Source organism: Clostridium sp. M62/1 (assembly GCF_020736365.1).
Lineage (GTDB): Bacteria > Bacillota > Clostridia > Lachnospirales > Lachnospiraceae > Otoolea > Otoolea saccharolyticum_A.
Genome location: NZ_CP085988.1, coordinates 3,175,383 through 3,191,467, shown reverse-complemented (window position 1 = coordinate 3,191,467; position 16,085 = coordinate 3,175,383). Strand labels below are relative to the sequence as shown.

At 46.6% G+C, this 16,085-nt stretch carries 15 protein-coding genes and 1 pseudogene; 11 read left to right on the top strand and 5 right to left on the bottom strand.

The genetic code is table 11. The features are described from left to right. The first annotated feature begins 106 nt into the window (after positions 1–106). The 3 genes from LK436_RS14905 to LK436_RS14895 are packed head-to-tail and all read left to right on the top strand — an operon-like array spanning position 107 to position 4,020. A complete protein-coding gene (locus tag LK436_RS14905) occupies positions 107–1,891 on the top strand; it encodes an ABC transporter ATP-binding protein (RefSeq protein WP_008395310.1) in 1,785 nt (594 codons plus the stop codon). Further along, a complete protein-coding gene (locus tag LK436_RS14900; RefSeq protein ID WP_008395308.1) occupies positions 1,892–3,640 on the top strand; it encodes an ABC transporter ATP-binding protein in 1,749 nt (582 codons plus the stop codon). An 11-nt stretch (positions 3,641–3,651) separates the two neighbouring features. Next, positions 3,652–4,020 carry a metal-dependent transcriptional regulator gene (locus LK436_RS14895; RefSeq protein ID WP_008395306.1) on the top strand — a complete coding sequence of 123 codons (369 nt, stop codon included), beginning with the start codon at positions 3,652–3,654 and terminating at the stop codon, positions 4,018–4,020. A 106-nt stretch (positions 4,021–4,126) separates the two neighbouring features. Here the strand turns inward: LK436_RS14895 and LK436_RS14890 are convergent, their stop codons facing one another. Next, positions 4,127–4,288 (bottom strand): hypothetical protein, encoded by a 162-nt coding sequence (locus LK436_RS14890; RefSeq protein ID WP_166460502.1) that lies wholly within the window; start codon positions 4,286–4,288, stop codon positions 4,127–4,129. 218 nt (positions 4,289–4,506) lie between these two features. On the opposite strand from LK436_RS14890, the gene LK436_RS14880 reads away from it, so the two are divergent. Further along, positions 4,507–4,920 carry a sigma-70 family RNA polymerase sigma factor gene (locus tag LK436_RS14880; RefSeq protein ID WP_044930365.1) on the top strand — a complete coding sequence of 138 codons (414 nt, stop codon included), beginning with the start codon at positions 4,507–4,509 and terminating at the stop codon, positions 4,918–4,920. Positions 4,921–5,025: 105 nt separating this feature from the next. Here LK436_RS14880 and LK436_RS18575 read toward each other — a convergent pair. Together LK436_RS18575 and LK436_RS14875 are read right to left on the bottom strand one after the other, a co-directional pair. Then, positions 5,026–5,112 (bottom strand): annotated as a pseudogene (locus tag LK436_RS18575) (plasmid mobilization relaxosome protein MobC); the annotation flags it as partial. Positions 5,113–5,373: 261 nt separating this feature from the next. Further along, the gene (locus tag LK436_RS14875) at positions 5,374–6,345 is read right to left on the bottom strand and encodes a helix-turn-helix transcriptional regulator (RefSeq protein WP_008395299.1); all 972 of its coding nucleotides are present in this window, start codon (positions 6,343–6,345) and stop codon (positions 5,374–5,376) included. Positions 6,346–6,525: 180 nt separating this feature from the next. Here LK436_RS14875 and LK436_RS14870 point away from each other — a divergent pair, with 180 nt between their 5' ends. The 6 genes from LK436_RS14870 to LK436_RS14845 are packed head-to-tail and all read left to right on the top strand — an operon-like array spanning position 6,526 to position 13,176. Further along, on the top strand, positions 6,526–7,134 hold the full coding sequence (locus tag LK436_RS14870; protein ID WP_008395298.1) for an MptD family putative ECF transporter S component: 609 nt from the start codon (positions 6,526–6,528) through the stop codon (positions 7,132–7,134). After that, positions 7,131–7,856 (top strand): energy-coupling factor transporter transmembrane component T, encoded by a 726-nt coding sequence (locus LK436_RS14865; RefSeq protein ID WP_008395296.1) that lies wholly within the window; start codon positions 7,131–7,133, stop codon positions 7,854–7,856. Before LK436_RS14870 ends, LK436_RS14865 begins: the two co-directional genes overlap by 4 nt. Further along, positions 7,853–9,325, top strand: coding sequence for an ABC transporter ATP-binding protein (locus LK436_RS14860; RefSeq protein ID WP_008395294.1), 1,473 nt, complete (start codon positions 7,853–7,855; stop codon positions 9,323–9,325). Before LK436_RS14865 ends, LK436_RS14860 begins: the two co-directional genes overlap by 4 nt. Positions 9,326–9,329: 4 nt before the next feature. After that, positions 9,330–11,099 (top strand): ABC transporter ATP-binding protein, encoded by a 1,770-nt coding sequence (locus LK436_RS14855; RefSeq protein ID WP_008395293.1) that lies wholly within the window; start codon positions 9,330–9,332, stop codon positions 11,097–11,099. Further along, positions 11,086–12,795, top strand: a complete 1,710-nt coding sequence (locus LK436_RS14850) for an ABC transporter ATP-binding protein (protein ID WP_008395292.1) — start codon at positions 11,086–11,088, stop codon at positions 12,793–12,795. Before LK436_RS14855 ends, LK436_RS14850 begins: the two co-directional genes overlap by 14 nt. 12 nt (positions 12,796–12,807) lie before the next feature. Beyond that, complete coding sequence (locus tag LK436_RS14845; RefSeq protein ID WP_008395290.1) at positions 12,808–13,176, top strand: metal-dependent transcriptional regulator; 369 nt, start codon at positions 12,808–12,810, stop codon at positions 13,174–13,176. Between the two features lie 379 nt (positions 13,177–13,555). On the opposite strand, the gene LK436_RS14840 is transcribed toward LK436_RS14845, so the two are convergent. Next, on the bottom strand, positions 13,556–13,756 hold the full coding sequence (locus LK436_RS14840; protein WP_008395289.1) for a helix-turn-helix transcriptional regulator: 201 nt from the start codon (positions 13,754–13,756) through the stop codon (positions 13,556–13,558). A gap of 92 nt (positions 13,757–13,848) precedes the next feature. After that, positions 13,849–14,583 (bottom strand): helix-turn-helix domain-containing protein, encoded by a 735-nt coding sequence (locus LK436_RS14835; protein ID WP_008395288.1) that lies wholly within the window; start codon positions 14,581–14,583, stop codon positions 13,849–13,851. Positions 14,584–14,818: 235 nt separating this feature from the next. On the opposite strand from LK436_RS14835, the gene dinB reads away from it, so the two are divergent. Next, positions 14,819–16,069: a DNA polymerase IV gene (gene dinB / locus LK436_RS14830; RefSeq protein ID WP_044930364.1), complete on the top strand. Its 1,251-nt coding sequence runs from the start codon at positions 14,819–14,821 to the stop codon at positions 16,067–16,069. Positions 16,070–16,085: the final 16 nt, after the last annotated feature.

Here is a 16,085-nt window from a genome sequence, read left to right as displayed (position 1 = left end):
CAGGGCCGCCTTGACTGGACAGAAAGATAATGATAAGAGGCCGCTTTACTTTGGCGGCCTCTTGTTTTTGAAGCACAGACAGTACGGCTCAATATAAGGAGGGCTTATGTTCAAAAAAATCTTTGAGTACGCAGGGCCATATAAGAAAAATATGTATGTGGCCACGGTTGTCGTACTGGTCAGCGTTCTTATGGGCATCCTGCCTTTTGTGCTGGCCTATCAGGTCATTTCGCCATTGGTTATTGGCGATTCTGTTGAAACAGAATTTGTTTTATTGCGTGTTATAGGGGTTTTGATCTGTCTTGTTTTGCAGGCGTTTTTTTATGGATGGGGATTATCAATTTCTCATAAAGCAGCATATAACACATTGTTCCGGCTGCGGGTATCTCTGCAAAAGAAGTTTGAGAAACTTCCCCTTGGCATTGTGGAGGAAAAAGGGACAGGGACAATCAAAAAGCTGTTTGTCGATGATGTGGACAGCTTGGAATTGCTCCTTGCTCATTCAGTCCCGGAGGGTATCGCAAATTTACTGATCCCGCTGGTGATTTATGTTGCTATGTTTTGTGCGGACTGGAAACTGGCTCTTATGTCTTTGGCCTCTATCCCGATCAGCCTGCTCTCCATGGTCATTATGTACTCTGTTGGAATGAAGCGCATGGGTCCCTACTATCAGTCTGCACAGAAAATGAACAACACGATCATTGAGTACATCAATGGTATGGAGGTTGTCAAGGTTTTCAACCGGGAGAGTGAATCTTACGAGAACTTCCGCAAGGATGTAACGGACTATCGGGATTATACCTTGGCATGGTATAAGGCCGCCTGGCCCTGGATGGCGATATACGGAAGTCTACTGCCCTGCACTGTTATTCTGACTTTGCCTCTTGGGGCATGGTTTGTTCTCTGTGGCATAAGCACTTTACCCGATTTGATTTTAGTCCTCTGCCTTTCCCTCAGCATTGGGATTCCTCTCCTGAAAGCACTGGGCTTTATGGAGACGATTCCGAATCTGAATTATAAGATCACGGCACTTGAACAGATGTTAAATGCGGCACCGCTGCAAGCTGCTGAGGATGATTTCCACGGACAGGATTTTAACATTTCTTACGATCATGTTTCCTTTGCGTATCAGACGACACAGCCTGGCCCAGATGGGAAACCGATAATAGCGGAAAACGAAGTCCTCCACGATATTACTCTTGTGGCAAAAGCAGGACAAAAAACTGCCCTGGTTGGTGAATCCGGTTCTGGCAAGAGCACCCTTGCAAAACTGTTGATCCACTACTATGACCCGCAGAAAGGGAGCATTTCCATTGGCGGGCAGAAACTTTGTGATATGAGCCTGGAGGCATTGAACAGCCGCATTTCCTATGTGGCTCAGGATCAGTACCTGTTTAACACCTCCCTGCTGGAAAATATCCGTCTTGGACGTTTGGATGCTACCGATGAGGAAGTAATGCAGGCGGCGAAGAAAGCCCAGTGTATGGAGTTTCTGGAAAAGCTACCGCAAGGTATTCACTCCATGGCGGGCGATGCGGGGAAAATGCTTTCCGGGGGGCAGCGCCAGCGAATTTCCCTGGCGCGGGCAATATTGAAGGATGCCCCGATTGTAGTGCTTGACGAGGCCACGGCCTATGCTGATCCAGAAAATGAGGAAAAAATGGAGGCTGCTATTGCGGAGCTGGTGGAGGGAAAAACCTTGGTAGTTATCGCTCACAAACTTCCCGCTATAATGAACGCAGATCAAATATGCGTTATGGATCACGGAAAGATGGTGGCAACCGGAAAACATCAGGAGCTGATTCAAGCTTGCCCAGAATACCAAAAGTTGTGGAAAGCGGCTCAGGACAGCGCCGAGTGGAAAGTATCTACTGCAAAGGAGGGAAGATAAATGTTTGCATTGATTTCAAGAATCCTGAACCTCTCCGGGAGGTATAAAAGCCGTATTCAGGCTGCATTTCTATGTGCATTTGTCGAGTCCATTCTCTCCAAAATGCCGATCTTCATGGCGTTTATTGTCTTGGCCGGGTTTGCTGATAATACGCTGACTGGAAAGACCTGTCTGTTTGTCGGACTTGGATTATTAGCTGTTGTAGTGGTTCAGACAGTGGTTCACTATTTGAGCGACCGTCTGCAAAGTGCCGCTGGATTTATGATCTTTGCTGATAAACGGATGGAGTTGGGAAATCATTTAAGAAAAATGCCGATGGGTTACTTTACATCGGGGAATATTGGCAAAATCAGCTCTGTTCTCAGTACGGATATGGTATTCATTGAGGAAGTTTCTATGAGTACCATTGGCAACATGATGAGCTATATGCTGTCTACTTTGGTTTTAGTTGTTTTTATGTTCGTACTGGATTGGAGACTTGGGCTGATTGCGGTAATCATTACCTTGCTGGCATCACTGGTTGCAAAATATATGAATAAGGTTTCCTTCAAGGAGGCTGTCGGGCGTCAAAACCAAAGCGAGAATTTGACGGATGCGGTCTTGTCTTTTGCTGAAGGAATTGGGGTTATCAAAAGTTACAATCTGCTCGGAGAAAAATCTGACGAATTAACGGAAAACTTCAAAAAATCAAGGGATGTCAATACGAAGTTTGAGCAGAAAATGACACCGTGGACCACTGGCTTAAACATTCTCTATGGCGTGGGTATTGCCGCTATCTTCGGTTTATCCGTTTTTTTACATCAGGAAGGCGTACTCTCCCTGGCTTATCTTTTGGGCGTGCTGCTGTTTGTCTTTGATCTCTTTGGACCTCTGAAAGCTCTTTATGGAGAAGCAACCCGACTGACCGTGATGAATGCCGCATTAGACCGCATTGAAGCTGTTTTGGACGAGCCCGAACTTCCCGATAACGGAAATCAACATATTCTGTCACAGGCACAGCCGGATCAGCCAGAAGTACAATTTAGCGATGTGGGCTTCGCCTATCAGGACAAGGAAGTCCTGCACAACATCAGCTTCTCTATGCAGAAGAATACCATGACCGCACTTGTGGGACCGTCTGGCGGTGGCAAATCCACGATTGCGAACCTTCTGGCGCGGCTGTGGGATGTGAAATCCGGCAAAGTGACAATCCGCGGTACAGATATTCGGGATATACCTCTCGCCGAACTGATGGAACAGATCAGCATGGTTTTCCAAAGGGTGTACTTGTTCCAGGATACCATTTACAACAATATCAGCATGGGTAAACCGGACGCTACCGAGGAAGAAGTCTATGAGGCTGCAAAAAAAGCCCGCTGCTATGATTTTATCATGGCGCTGCCAGATGGATTCCAGACAGTCATCGGTGAAGGCGGCGCTACTCTGTCCGGCGGCGAAAAGCAAAGAATCTCTATCGCCCGATGCATTTTGAAGGACGCACCGATTGTCATTCTGGATGAAGCGACTGCAAGTGTTGATACCGATAATGAAAGCTATATCCAGGAGGCAATCAATGAGCTGGTAAAGGGTAAAACATTACTTGTGATTGCACACCGCCTGAATACCATCCGTCAGGCAGATCAGATTTTGGTGATCTCTGATGGACGGATCAGCGAACAGGGAACCCATGACGAGCTTATGGCAAAAGCCGGGATTTATCAGGATTTTGTAAATATCCGTAAAAAGGCTTCCGGCTGGAGCCTTGCATAAAGGAGGAACCGATGAAGATTCATGCGTCCGGGGAGGATTATCTGGAGGCTGTGCTGATTCTTCAAAAGAAGCAGGGCATGGTCCGCTCCATTGATCTTGCTCGGCACATGGGCTTTTCAAAGCCGAGTATCAGTCATGCGGTGGGCGTTCTGCGGGATGGCGGCTTTCTGACAATGGACGAGGATGGATTTCTCCACCTGACCGATATAGGCCGGGAGGTGGCAGAGAAAATCTATGAACGCCATCAATTCTTTACGGAGCAGCTTGTGGCTGCTGGCGTAGACAGAGAAACGGCGGAGCAGGACGCTTGCCGGATAGAACATGTAATCAGTGATACATCCTTTCAGAAGTTAAAGGAAAAAATGCGGGGAACCGATTAGCGCACACCGGCTCCGCTCTGCATAATAAGTTATCTGCCCCGTCCGGGGAAAGAAAAAAACCGTTGACTGGGGCAGATAATTTCGTGCGCTATTTTAAAGTTTGAACTCAATCGGCGGTTTTGAAGGACAATTTCAGAGCCGCCGTTTCTTTGCGTTTACACAAACTAATGACGACTTGCAGGGACACGGTAGCCGCTTGGAGGTTAATTTGCCGTGTCTTTTTTGCTTTTTCAAAGCTCCCATGATCTACATTAATTAAAAAAAGCATTGCCCCTCCTCCGGGCAAGTATAGCATTGCATCGGCATTATCGTTCCATGTGATTCAGCATAATAATGACTGTTCTTGTTGCGCCAGTTTCCCATTGTGTGGAGCTGGCGCTTTTTGCTGTCGATTTTTCGGGAAAGTTCCCGAAGTACGTCGCTGCCGTTCCCCACCTCCATTCGATTCACCCGTCAATCACCCGTGAATCGAAATGGAGGTACATAATGAAGAAAATTAACCTTCGGGAGCTTTATCCTGATGTTTATACAACAGACTTTTTTGTAGATGTGACAGAGGAAGTAATGGAGACTATTCGAGCAGCTGAACGTGCGGAGGCTGCGTATGAGCGAAAGATGTATCGTTATAAAGCACAGTATTCTCTGGATTGCGAGAATGGCATTGAAAATGCGGTGCTGTTGAAGCCGCAGACACCGGAGATGCTTCTGGAGGAAAAACAGTTTCAGGAGCAGGTCTATGCCGCTGTGATGAAGCTGCCGGAGAAACAGGCAAAGCGAATTTATGCCCGATACTATCTGGGAATGACGGTAAATGAAATTGCCGAAGTAGAAGGTGTAGATTCAAGCCGTGTTCGAGACAGTATCCGCCGTGGCTTAAAGCAGCTCGGAAAATATTTTTGATAAAGTTTCATTTGATGCGCCTGTTTTTTGCTTTTTTTGTCAGTGTTAATAAGAAGGACAAGTTTTCCTCCTTCATCAAGTACATTGACAATCGAATAGGGAGGCTAGCAGTTTTATCCGCTCATCTATGAGCCGTTTTTTATTCTCTGTGACATAAAAATTCATCTGGATATTCCGTTTCCGGTTCGCCATGCGCTGCCTCCATTCTTCATAAGAGTTTGAGATTATCTCAACAAACATTTTTCATTTTCGGTCAAGAGATCTGAAAATACGAAAAATCGCAAGCGGGTACTCGCTTGCTGTGCTTGTTATCAAGCCTTACCTTCTATTTTTCTCTCTACTAATACTACAATTTGGAAAGGGGAAAATGGCTATATCCGTAAAGAAAAGCAGAAAAATGCCACGACTGAAACTCCGTTGTAGAGTGATCTGTCGTGGCATTACATTGTGAATTTATTTTTGCTGAGCCATTTTCCGATATTCAATCGGCAGGAGGCCTGTACTCTTGCGAAATAATTCCGCAAACCGGCTAGAAGTAGAGTAACCGATCATTTCCGCAATCTGTCCCATTGTGAAATCCGTATCGATCAGCAAATGCTCTGCCTGGCTCATGCGGCGCTGTTGAATGTACTCTGTGATCGTGCAGCCTTGCAGCTGCTTAAAAGATGTTTTCAGCTTAGTGGTTCCCATACAGGCGATTTTTGCAAGACGTTCTAATGGAATATCAAAAGCATAGTGGTCATTGAGATAAGCAATCACATTTTTCAGTTGCGCCACATCCTGCTCGGACAAACGTTTCTCTTTACGGGACAGAATTTTTTTCTGTTCTTCCACGACAAGAGATACGGCCTCGGCTACTTTCGCTTCATAGAATAATCCTGCGGCAATCCCATCCCCACGGTAGACCTTTACTTCATGGAGCAATTTAGCCATAGCTGGGAAATCTGTTGTCTGATCGATCTGCCGGAAAGCTGCAAGCGGGCTGATATAATCCCCTGGATATTGCTTTTGGAGATAATCCTCATAGTATGCCGGCATGACTTCGATACCGATGGAACGGATGGGGATTTTTTTGTGGATCAGCGCCTTGTATGGCTTATAACCGCCGATAAAGGCTTTAATACATCCGGCAGACATCCGCCGATAGGGATTTAATTCCTCCCCGGAGATAGATTCATACTGGGTAATGCTTAAGGCTTCTGGCAGGTTAAATTCCATGAAGAAATCTTCGTGAAAATAGAAATCGTGGATTTTAATGTCGTACAGGTCTTTTTTCGCATAGACCCAGTAAAGGCCTTCCCCAAATTCAGGCGATAACCGCCAGCATTGTCCGGCAGAATTGAAGCGGTTATTGCTATCTACCGGGATAAAATGGTTATCTGTTAAAAGCGGTTCATAGTAATCCGCAATAATGCTATTGTTCAAATGACGGCCTCCTTTGAAACGATTGGACGGAGCTTTGCAATGAAAGGACGAAGATGCCCTGAACGTATTGCAGACCGCCCGGAAAGTTAGTATCATATAGACCGTGGTTAGCAGCAACTAATCATAATATAACAGATTTCAGGCGGTAGGTCAACCGTTCTTGAAGCAGGAGGAAAAAATATGAGTAATCAAGTAAATGCAAAGGCAGGATTGTCCGTCAAGGACTTAGTAACAACAGGGATTTTCACCGCACTTTTGTTCGTATTCATCATGGTGGGTGGCGTCTTTTTTGCTACCAACCCGATGCTGACCTTTTTCATGCCCGCCGGGAGTGCTCTGCTTGCCGGGCCGGTTTATCTGCTGATGATCGCAAAAGTACATAAGCGCTGGAGTATCACGATCATGGGCGTTATCATGGCCATCATCTGGTTTGTCACCGGTATGCACTGGGCGTTTGCGCTGGGCTATCTCATTATGGCCGTCGTAGCGGATTTTGTCGCCGGTACAAAGCAGTACAAGAGCAAGAAAATCAACAGCCTGTCCTATATCCTTTTCTCCCTGGGCGGAACAGGATCGTACCTTGTTTTCTTCGCTGATCCCCAGGGCTGGGCACAGACCATGTTGGGAAATGGAACCGAGCAAAGCTATATCGACACCATGCAGGCGACCGCAAACGCGGGAATCTTTATCGCCATGTTTGCCGCTCTCCTTGTAACAGCTTCTATCAGTGCATTTGTGGGCTGCAAAATGCTGAAGAAGCAGTTTGAAAAAGCAGGTATTACAGCATGATGGGTAACACCGTCCAGAAAGGGCTTTGGCTTGACCCGCGGGCCAAGCTCTTTCTTATTTTAATGTGCGTACTGTGTTCCATGTTCGCACCTTCCCTTTCGTATCAGTTTGCACTTGTCCTGCTGATTGCTGTATTGGGAGTGCTTTGCGGAAAGTGGAAATATTCCATAAAAGGGGTCTGCTTTTATGCCGTGGTCTGTGTACTGACGGTCTGGATCATGGCGGCCATGACGGGGACGCTACGGACCATGTTTGTTGCGTTCCTTGGACTGTACCATAAAGTTTATGCTTGTGGGATGCTGGCAGGGATTGTCCTGTCCACAACGAAAGTCAGCGAGTTTTTATCTGCCATGAACCACATCCATGCCCCGAAAAAATTTGTCATCACATTTGCGGTCATGCTGCGCTATATTCCAACTATCCAGGAGGACTGGCATTTTGTTAAGGACGCCATGCGGATGCGGGATGTATCGCCCTCCCTGGGCGGATTCCTTTCCCATCCGGGGATGACGGTAGAGTGTATTTATGTGCCGCTGATGATGATGGCCTCCAAAGCAGCGGACGAGCTTTCCATTGCCTCTGTTACTCGCGGGATTGAGAATCCCAATCCCCGGACCTGCCTTGTCCAGATAAAATGCGGGATTGCAGATTGGATGGCGATGTTGATTGCTGTTGCTTTCTTTATTTTTGAATTATGTATGCGGGGAGGTGTGACCGGGTGATTGAATTTGAAAATGTATCATTTTCTTATGAAGGACAGGAGCATGGCGGTCTGCATGGAATCAGCCTTAAAATTGCAGACGGGGAATGTGTCTTGTTCTGTGGCTGTAGCGGGTGTGGAAAAACAACGGTCACAAGGCTGGTAAACGGCCTGATTCCACAATTTTACCAGGGAGAACTTCAAGGGCGTGTGCTGGTGGACGGACAGGAAATCAGCAACCTGCCCATGTATCAGATCGCCGCAAAGGTGGGCTCCGTCTTTCAGAATCCCCGGACGCAGTTTTTCAATGTGGATACGGACAGTGAGATTGCGTTTGGAATTGAAAATGAAGCCAGGCCGGTAAAGGAACTGGAGGAACGGGTAGAACAGACAACAAAAGATTTGCATATTGAAAAGCTACGGAACCGCAATATTTTTGAATTGTCTGGTGGGGAGAAACAGAAAATCGCGTTTGCGTCTGTCTATGCCATGAACCCGGAAATCTATCTGCTGGACGAACCATCCTCGAATCTGGACATGGCTTCCATCCAGGAATTGAAAGAACATCTGCGGCTGATAAAAAGCCAGGGGAAAACCATTTTGATTGCGGAGCACAGACTCTATTATCTGATGGAGCTGGCAGATCGCATTGTTTATCTGGAAGATGGAGAAATAGCAAGGATTTTCACGCCGGAGGAATTTCTCCGGCTGCCCGAAACCGAACGGGAACACATGGGGCTGCGGGCGGTTGATCTGGCAAGGGTGCTCCCTCCGGCCAGTCATCCGCCTATTTCCTCTCCCACATTAGCACTCCATGATGTTACTCTGCGCTATAAAAAACGGACGATTCTACACCAGATTGCTCTTTCTGCGGCAAAGGGGGAAGTCATTGGGGTGGTCGGTCATAATGGAGCCGGAAAGACCACGTTTTCCCGCGCCCTGTGTGGGCTTCATAAAGACTGTGAAGGCGCGTTCCTTTGGGACGACCAGCCGATGGAACACAAGGCGAGGTTGAAACGCTCTTATATGGTTATGCAGGATGTGAACTATGAATTGTTTGCGGAGAGTGTGGGGGCAGAATGTTCCTTCGGAATCCGAAACCCGGATCAAGATTTAGTAGAGGAAACCATGAAGGAATTGGGGCTTACAGCCTACCGGGAACGCCATCCCAACACGCTTTCCGGTGGACAGAAGCAACGTGTGGCTGTGGCAGTCAGCATGATCTGTGGAAAAGATTTGCTGGTGTTCGATGAACCCACCAGCGGACTGGACTTTGACAGCATGGCGCAGGTGGCAGGTCTGATAAAACGGTTATCCGAACAGGGGAAAATCATTTTTATTGTCACCCACGATTTTGAATTTGTCTGCCGTACCTGCTCCCGTGTCCTGCATTTTGATGAAGGGGAAATGCCGGATGACATCCCTGTTGTGATGGATTCCCTTCAAAAGCTCCGGGAACTGTTCTCTGTTTCAGAGAGAAAGGAGATGTGAAGTGATGAAACAGAAAAAAGAAAACAGGATTGCACTGCTGCTTCAATGGGCCGGTGAGCAAAAAATCTGGCTGCTGCTGGCAATCCTGCTGGCCATGGCAAGCGGCCTGTGTATCATTGTCCCGTATATCGGGATTTATCGCCTGATGGATGCCGCTTTCCAGCATATCTGCACAAAAGAGCTTGTCGTACAGACGGTAATGATGATCTCCGTTTCTGTGACCCTGCGCTTTGTTTTATTCGGGTGTTCCGGTGTGGCGGCCCATAAAGGTGCTTACGGTGCTTTGTTCAAGGTGCGCTGCATGGTGGCGGAACATCTGGCAAAAGTCCCCCTTGGTACATTGAATGAGCGGCGGACCGGGGATATTAAAACGGTTCTGAATGAAGATATTGAAAAGCTGGAGTTGTTTTTAGCCCATAACCTTCCAGACCTTGTGTGCTATATGGTAGGGCCGGTAGCAATTTTCATTTATTTGATGACAGTAAATATCCCATTGGCACTGGTTTCCCTGGTGCCGTTGATTTTGGCCGTTGTGGTAATGGGGGTTATGTTTCGGAATACGGACGGTTTGATGGACCGGGCGAACCGATCCATTACAACACTCAATTCCGTTATGATCGAGTATATCAGCGGCATGAAACTGATTAAAGCGTACAACATGGGGAGCAAATCGTTCCAGAAATTTTCCGGTGCGATCCAGGAAGAGAATGCCATGTGGAATGAAACCTCCCGGAGAATGGGGCCTCCTTATGCAACCTTTGTGGTTCTGATTGAATGTGGGATGCTGCTGATGGTTCCCTTGGGCGGGATGTTCTTTCTGAAAGGCTCCCTGGCGGCCAGTGCATTTTTGCTGTTCGTCTATGTCGGCTCCATGTATCTGACGGAGATCCGGCCTTTACAGGAATTGGGGACAAACTTTGCGAATGTCCTGGGCGCCATTACCAAAACGAAAGAAATATTGGACGTTCCTGTTTATGAAGGTGGAATGGACTTCCCGGAAAACCATGATATTGAGCTTAAGAATGTACGTTTTTCCTACGATGGGAAAACGGATGTCCTGCAAGGCGTCAACCTCAAGATCAGGGATGGGGAACGCATGGCACTTGTTGGACAGTCCGGCGCGGGCAAGAGTACCGTGATTGAACTGATCTCCCGGTTTTATGATGTGCAGGAGGGGGAGGTGCTGATCGGCGGGATCAACGTGAATGAACTGAACTACGATACCATCCTGAAGAATATTGCCATTGTATTTCAAAAGACATTCCTTACCCGTGACAGTGTACTGGAAAATATCCGCATGGGTTCAGACGCCAGCCTGGAGGAAGTACGGGCTGCCGCCAGGGAGGCGCAGATTGATGACTTCATCATGTCGCTGCCGGATGGTTATGACACAAAGGTAGGCAGCTTCGGCTCCCGTTTCTCCGGTGGGGAAAAACAGCGGATTGCTATTGCAAGGGCGATCTTGAAAAATGCTCCCATCCTGATTCTGGACGAAGCGACAAGCGCCTCTGACCCGGAAAATCAGATGGAAATTGATAAGGCCATTCAGAACCTCTGCAAAGGCAGGACGGTCATTGTGGTAGCGCACAGGCTGAGCGCCTTGAAAATGTGCGACCGTGTGGCGGTGGTAGAGAATCATACGATCACCAGCGTCGGTACCCATGAGGAAGTGCGGAAAGAGAACGCTTATTATCGGAAAGCATGGGAGGACTACGAAACAGCGAGGGGAATTACTTATCAACTGGAAGGAGGCGGGCAGAATGAATCCAAATAACGTATGGAAGAAGAACCGGGAGTTTTATATTGGCGTTGCCGGGACTGTCCTGGAGGGACTGTTCTCTGGTAGCCTGTTTATGCTGCTTTATTCCGTCATGCGGTTTTTATGGGACGGTCAGTTTGATATGAACCGTGTACTGGTCCTGACAGGTGTTATTGCACTTATCTTTCTGCTCCGTATTTTGATATACAGCTATGGCTATACCAAAGCACAGATCGGCGGCGCAAAAGTCAGTAAAAATATCCGCTTGTTTATGGGCGACCATCTCAAGCGTATCCCGCTTTCCCGGTTTACACAAGGGCAGACAGGCGATTATATCAACACCATTACCAGTGATGTAAATAACTATGAAAAAATTCTGACCCATAAGATCGGGGACATTGCAAAGAGCTTTGCCCTGTCGCTGATGTTGATTGTTTTTGTGATGACGATCTACTTTCCAGCCGGGCTGATCCTTCTGATTGCCGACCTGCTTTTGATCCCCGGATTGTGGCTTTCTTTCCGGCAGGTAGCGAAGTATGGCAAAGAGAAGAACGATATTTGTGCAGAGAATGTCAGCAGCATTGTGGAGTATGTATCCGGTATCCAGACTTTCCGGGCCTATGGCGTTGGCGGTCTGAAAAACAAAACCGTGATTCATGCCATGCAGGAGTTTAGCAGGATCAGCTTTGTGTATGAAGCCAAGGTTCTCCCGATAGGTGCGGGATTTGGTATTTTGAGCTGGCTGTCCTGCCCGGTTGTGATCTGGACGGCCTATGGCCCCTGGGCAGCCGGAACTTTAGATACCGTGTCCTATCTTTTGATTTGTATGCTGCCTTTGTTCTGTGCGAAGCTGGCAAATTCCATTTTTGTAGACCTCACCAGCTATAAGAATCTGATGATCTCGAAAAATAAAATCATGGCTGTGATGAAGGAACCGGAAGAAACCGGCAGCATGGAGCCGCTACAGGCAGCCTCCCATGAGATTGTATTTGACCATGTGAACTTTTCTTATGTTCCTGGGGAACCGGTGTTAAAACAGGCTTCCTTTACTGTGCCGGATCAGAAGCTGACCGCCATTGTGGGGGATTCCGGCTCCGGCAAGTCTACCATCCTGAACCTGATTGCAAAATACTATGAAGTATCTGGCGGCACGATTTCCATAGGAGGCAGACCGATCAATCATATAGCTGCGGAACGGGTATTAGACCAGATTTCTATGGTGGACCAGGATGTGTTCCTGTTTGATGATACAGTGCGGGAGAATATCCGCCATGCCCGTCCGGATGCTACGGACGCAGAAATTGAAGTGGCCTGCCGAGAGGCAAACTGTGACGGCTTTATCCGCAAGATGGAGAGGGGTTATGATACGCCGATTGGGGAAAATGGAAATCTCCTGTCCGGCGGCGAACGCCAGCGCCTTTCCATAGCACGTGCCATTTTGAAAAACAGCCCGATCCTGCTGCTTGACGAGGCGACGGCCTCCCTAGACATTGAGAATGAATTGGCGGTAAAGCAGGCGATTGCGAATCTACTGAAAGAGAAAAAAACCGTGGTGATGATCGCACATACCCTATCCATCGTAAAAAATGCCGATCAGATTCTGGTGGTTTCCGATGGTCGGATCACCGAAGCTGGTACACACGAAGAATTGTTAGCAAAGGATGGAAAGTACGCTGCCATGTGGAACGCAGAACAGCAGCTTTCCGCCTAAAAGGAGGCTACGATGAAGATTCATGCGTCCGGGGAGGATTATCTGGAGGCTGTGCTGATACTCCAAAAGAAGCAAGGCATGGTCCGCTCCATTGACCTTGCCCGGTACATGGGCTTTAGCAAACCGAGTATCAGCCATGCGGTAGGCGTTTTGAAAAATGGAGGTTTTCTGACCGTGGATGATGATGGGTTCCTTCATCTGACCGTCATAGGTCGGGAGATTGCCGAGAAAATCTATGAACGCCATTTGTTTTTTATGGAGCAGTTTATCGCTGTTGGCGTCGATCAGGAAACAGCGGAACAAGACGCCTGCCGGATTGAACACGCCATCAGTGATACATCTTTCCGAAAGCTGAAGGAGAAAGTACAAGGAACCGATTAGCGCACATCGGCTCCGCTCTGCTCTGCATAATAAGTTATCTGCCCCGTCCGGGGAAAGAAAAAAACCGTTGACTGGGGCAGATAATTTCGTGCGCTCATTTTAGAAATGTGATGCTCTATCGGCGGTTTTGAAAGATCAGGGCGCCGTTTCTTTTGCCCTCAAAGGGAATGACGTGCTGACGCTGGCGGATACGGCGGTTTACTGGAGGGAGCCGCTATGATACAACCTGACCGCAGACAAATTCTGACGATGTTTGCACTATCGTTAAAAAAGTCAGACCGCCCAACAGGAACAGTCTGACGACGATTGCGAAAATCGTCGCTTTTTAAAATTTATGTTGAAAGTAGATAGTAATAGAGCTGGGTATCATGTGCCCAGCTCAATCTTCTACATGGAAGACATCTTCCACCATCATATTAAAGTATTTTGAAATCCGCAGCATAAACTCTGCGGATGGGGTGCTTTCCCCACGTTCTATTCGACCGATGGTTTTGGTACAGTATCCGGTAGCTTCAGCAAGTTCATCCTGGTAGATGCCACGCTGCTCACGGATTTCTTTGATATTGTTGACAACCGCCATAAAAATTCCTTCTTTCAGATTCTGATTTCTTAGTGTTAATTATGCAAGAACATGTGTCCAATAAAAAGGACTTGCATTAATTGGCACTGGTCTTATTTGTAACTCTTAGCAATATCAGCAGGATTACATTTTCCGAGAACCTTACCAAATATATCTAAACGATCATCTTCTCCGACGGGGATAGGTGCATACTTTTCATTAAGTGAGATAAGGAAGATTCCGTCTTTATCGTTTTGCAATTTCTTGATGTAGGCTTCTCCGTTTAGAGCGAAGATGCCGATTTCTCCATTAGCAACAGATTCCTGTTGTAATACCCATGCAATCTGACCATCAGAAAACTCAGGCTCCATACTGTCGCCACTGATACGGACACCAAAAGTAGTATCTTCCGGTAAGATAGATTCATCTATACATACAGTCTCTTTTGGTCCGTCTACAAGGAAGTTACCGGTTCCGGCTGATACAGCATTTTCAAAAATATCAATGCTTCGGAATGGAATTATCTTAGCAGTCTGCTTTTCATACATTCCGGATGCGTGGAGCAGATGGATGTAATCCATAGCCTTTTCTCTGCCTTCATCAGTAAGAGAAGAGAGTGGATCTGCAGGATTTACTCCAAAATATGCTTCATACATATTAGTAATACCAAGGATTCTACACACCTTGTAAAATATGGTAACGCTTGGTTCAGCAAGATTTCTTTCCCAGTTAGATATAGCTTTGTAGGAAATGGTAACACCTTCCTTAGCTAATTCATCAGCGAGATCCTGCTGGAGCAAGCCTTTCTTTTTTCTATATGATGAAATGATTTCTCCGATTGAGTACATACATACGCCTCTTTTCTTTCATTTTGTTGATTTCTAATGTCTCTTTTCACTCCATAGTATATAGCAACAGTACCAATTATTCAAGCTAAAAATCCAATATAATGAGAAAAAGGACACATGTGTCCGTTGACAGTCGATTATTCTTAGAGTTATACTATGCCCTGTAAGAAACATTACTCATATACTTGGACTAAAGGTTATGGTAGAGACTGATTAAATACAGGAGGTTATGCAGATGGGAGACAGGGTAATACTTCATTCGGATATCAACTGTTGTTATGCTTCGATTGAACATCTGCATCATCCTGAGCTTGCAGGAAAGCCATTGGCAGTAGGCGGTGACCCGGAGGCAAGACATGGGATTGTCTTAACAGCTGACTATATTGCCAAGAAGTACGGTGTGAAAACAGGAATGGCACTCTGGCAGGCAAAGCAAGTCTGTCCGGACATAACATTTGTTTCACCAAGAATGGACTTATATCTTCGGTTCTCAAGGATGGCGCATGAGATATATGCAGAATATACGGACAGACAGGAGCCATATGGGATTGATGAATGCTGGCTTGATGTGACAGGGAGCAGTTCCCTTAAAGGGGATGGATTGCTTATTGCACAGGAAATCAGCAGGAGAATGAAGTCAGAGCTTGGCATCACAGTGAGTGTTGGTGTTTCTTTCAATAAGATATTTGCAAAGCTTGGTTCAGATTATAAGAAGCCTGATGCAATCACAACTATGTATAAGAGTGAGTTTAAGCAGAAGGCATGGTCACTTCCGGTGGCAGATCTTCTATACATTGGAAAAAGTACGAACAGAAAGCTTGCATTATTTGGTATCAAAACCATAGGTGATCTTGCAAGGGCAGATGAAGATGTGCTTAACAGTCACCTTGGGAAGATGGGCAGTATCTTATGGTCGTTTGCTAATGGCTATGATGATTCACCTGTCAAGTTGGAGAATACCCACTCTCCAATCAAATCGGTGGGAAACAGCACAACGACACCAAAGGATTTAGTATGCGATGAGGATGTAAAGATTGTTCTTTATATTCTGGCTGAGAGTGTTGCAGCAAGACTTCGTGAGAATGGATTTCGGTGCAGAGTGGTTGAGATAAGTGTTAGGGATAATGAGTTATTCTCTTTTACCCGTCAGAAAAAGATTAACCATGCAACGAATATCACCGGAGAGATAGCGGCATATGCTTATCAGATATTTAAGGAAAACTATAACTGGAGCAAACCAATCCGTAGTGTTGGTGTCAGAGGTGCAGATCTGGTAACAGATAATTATTGGGAGCAGATAGATTTGTTCTCAAGTGTGGAGAAGCGTGAAAAGCAGATGAAGATGGATTCAGCGGTGGATGAGATACGCAGAAGATTTGGATTTTACAGTATCCAGAGGGGACTCATGTACCGGGACAGGATTCTGTCGGCAGTCAATGCAAAAGAAGAACACACAGTACATCCACATGGGTACTTTTCAAGTTAGCAACGAGAAGTGCCAA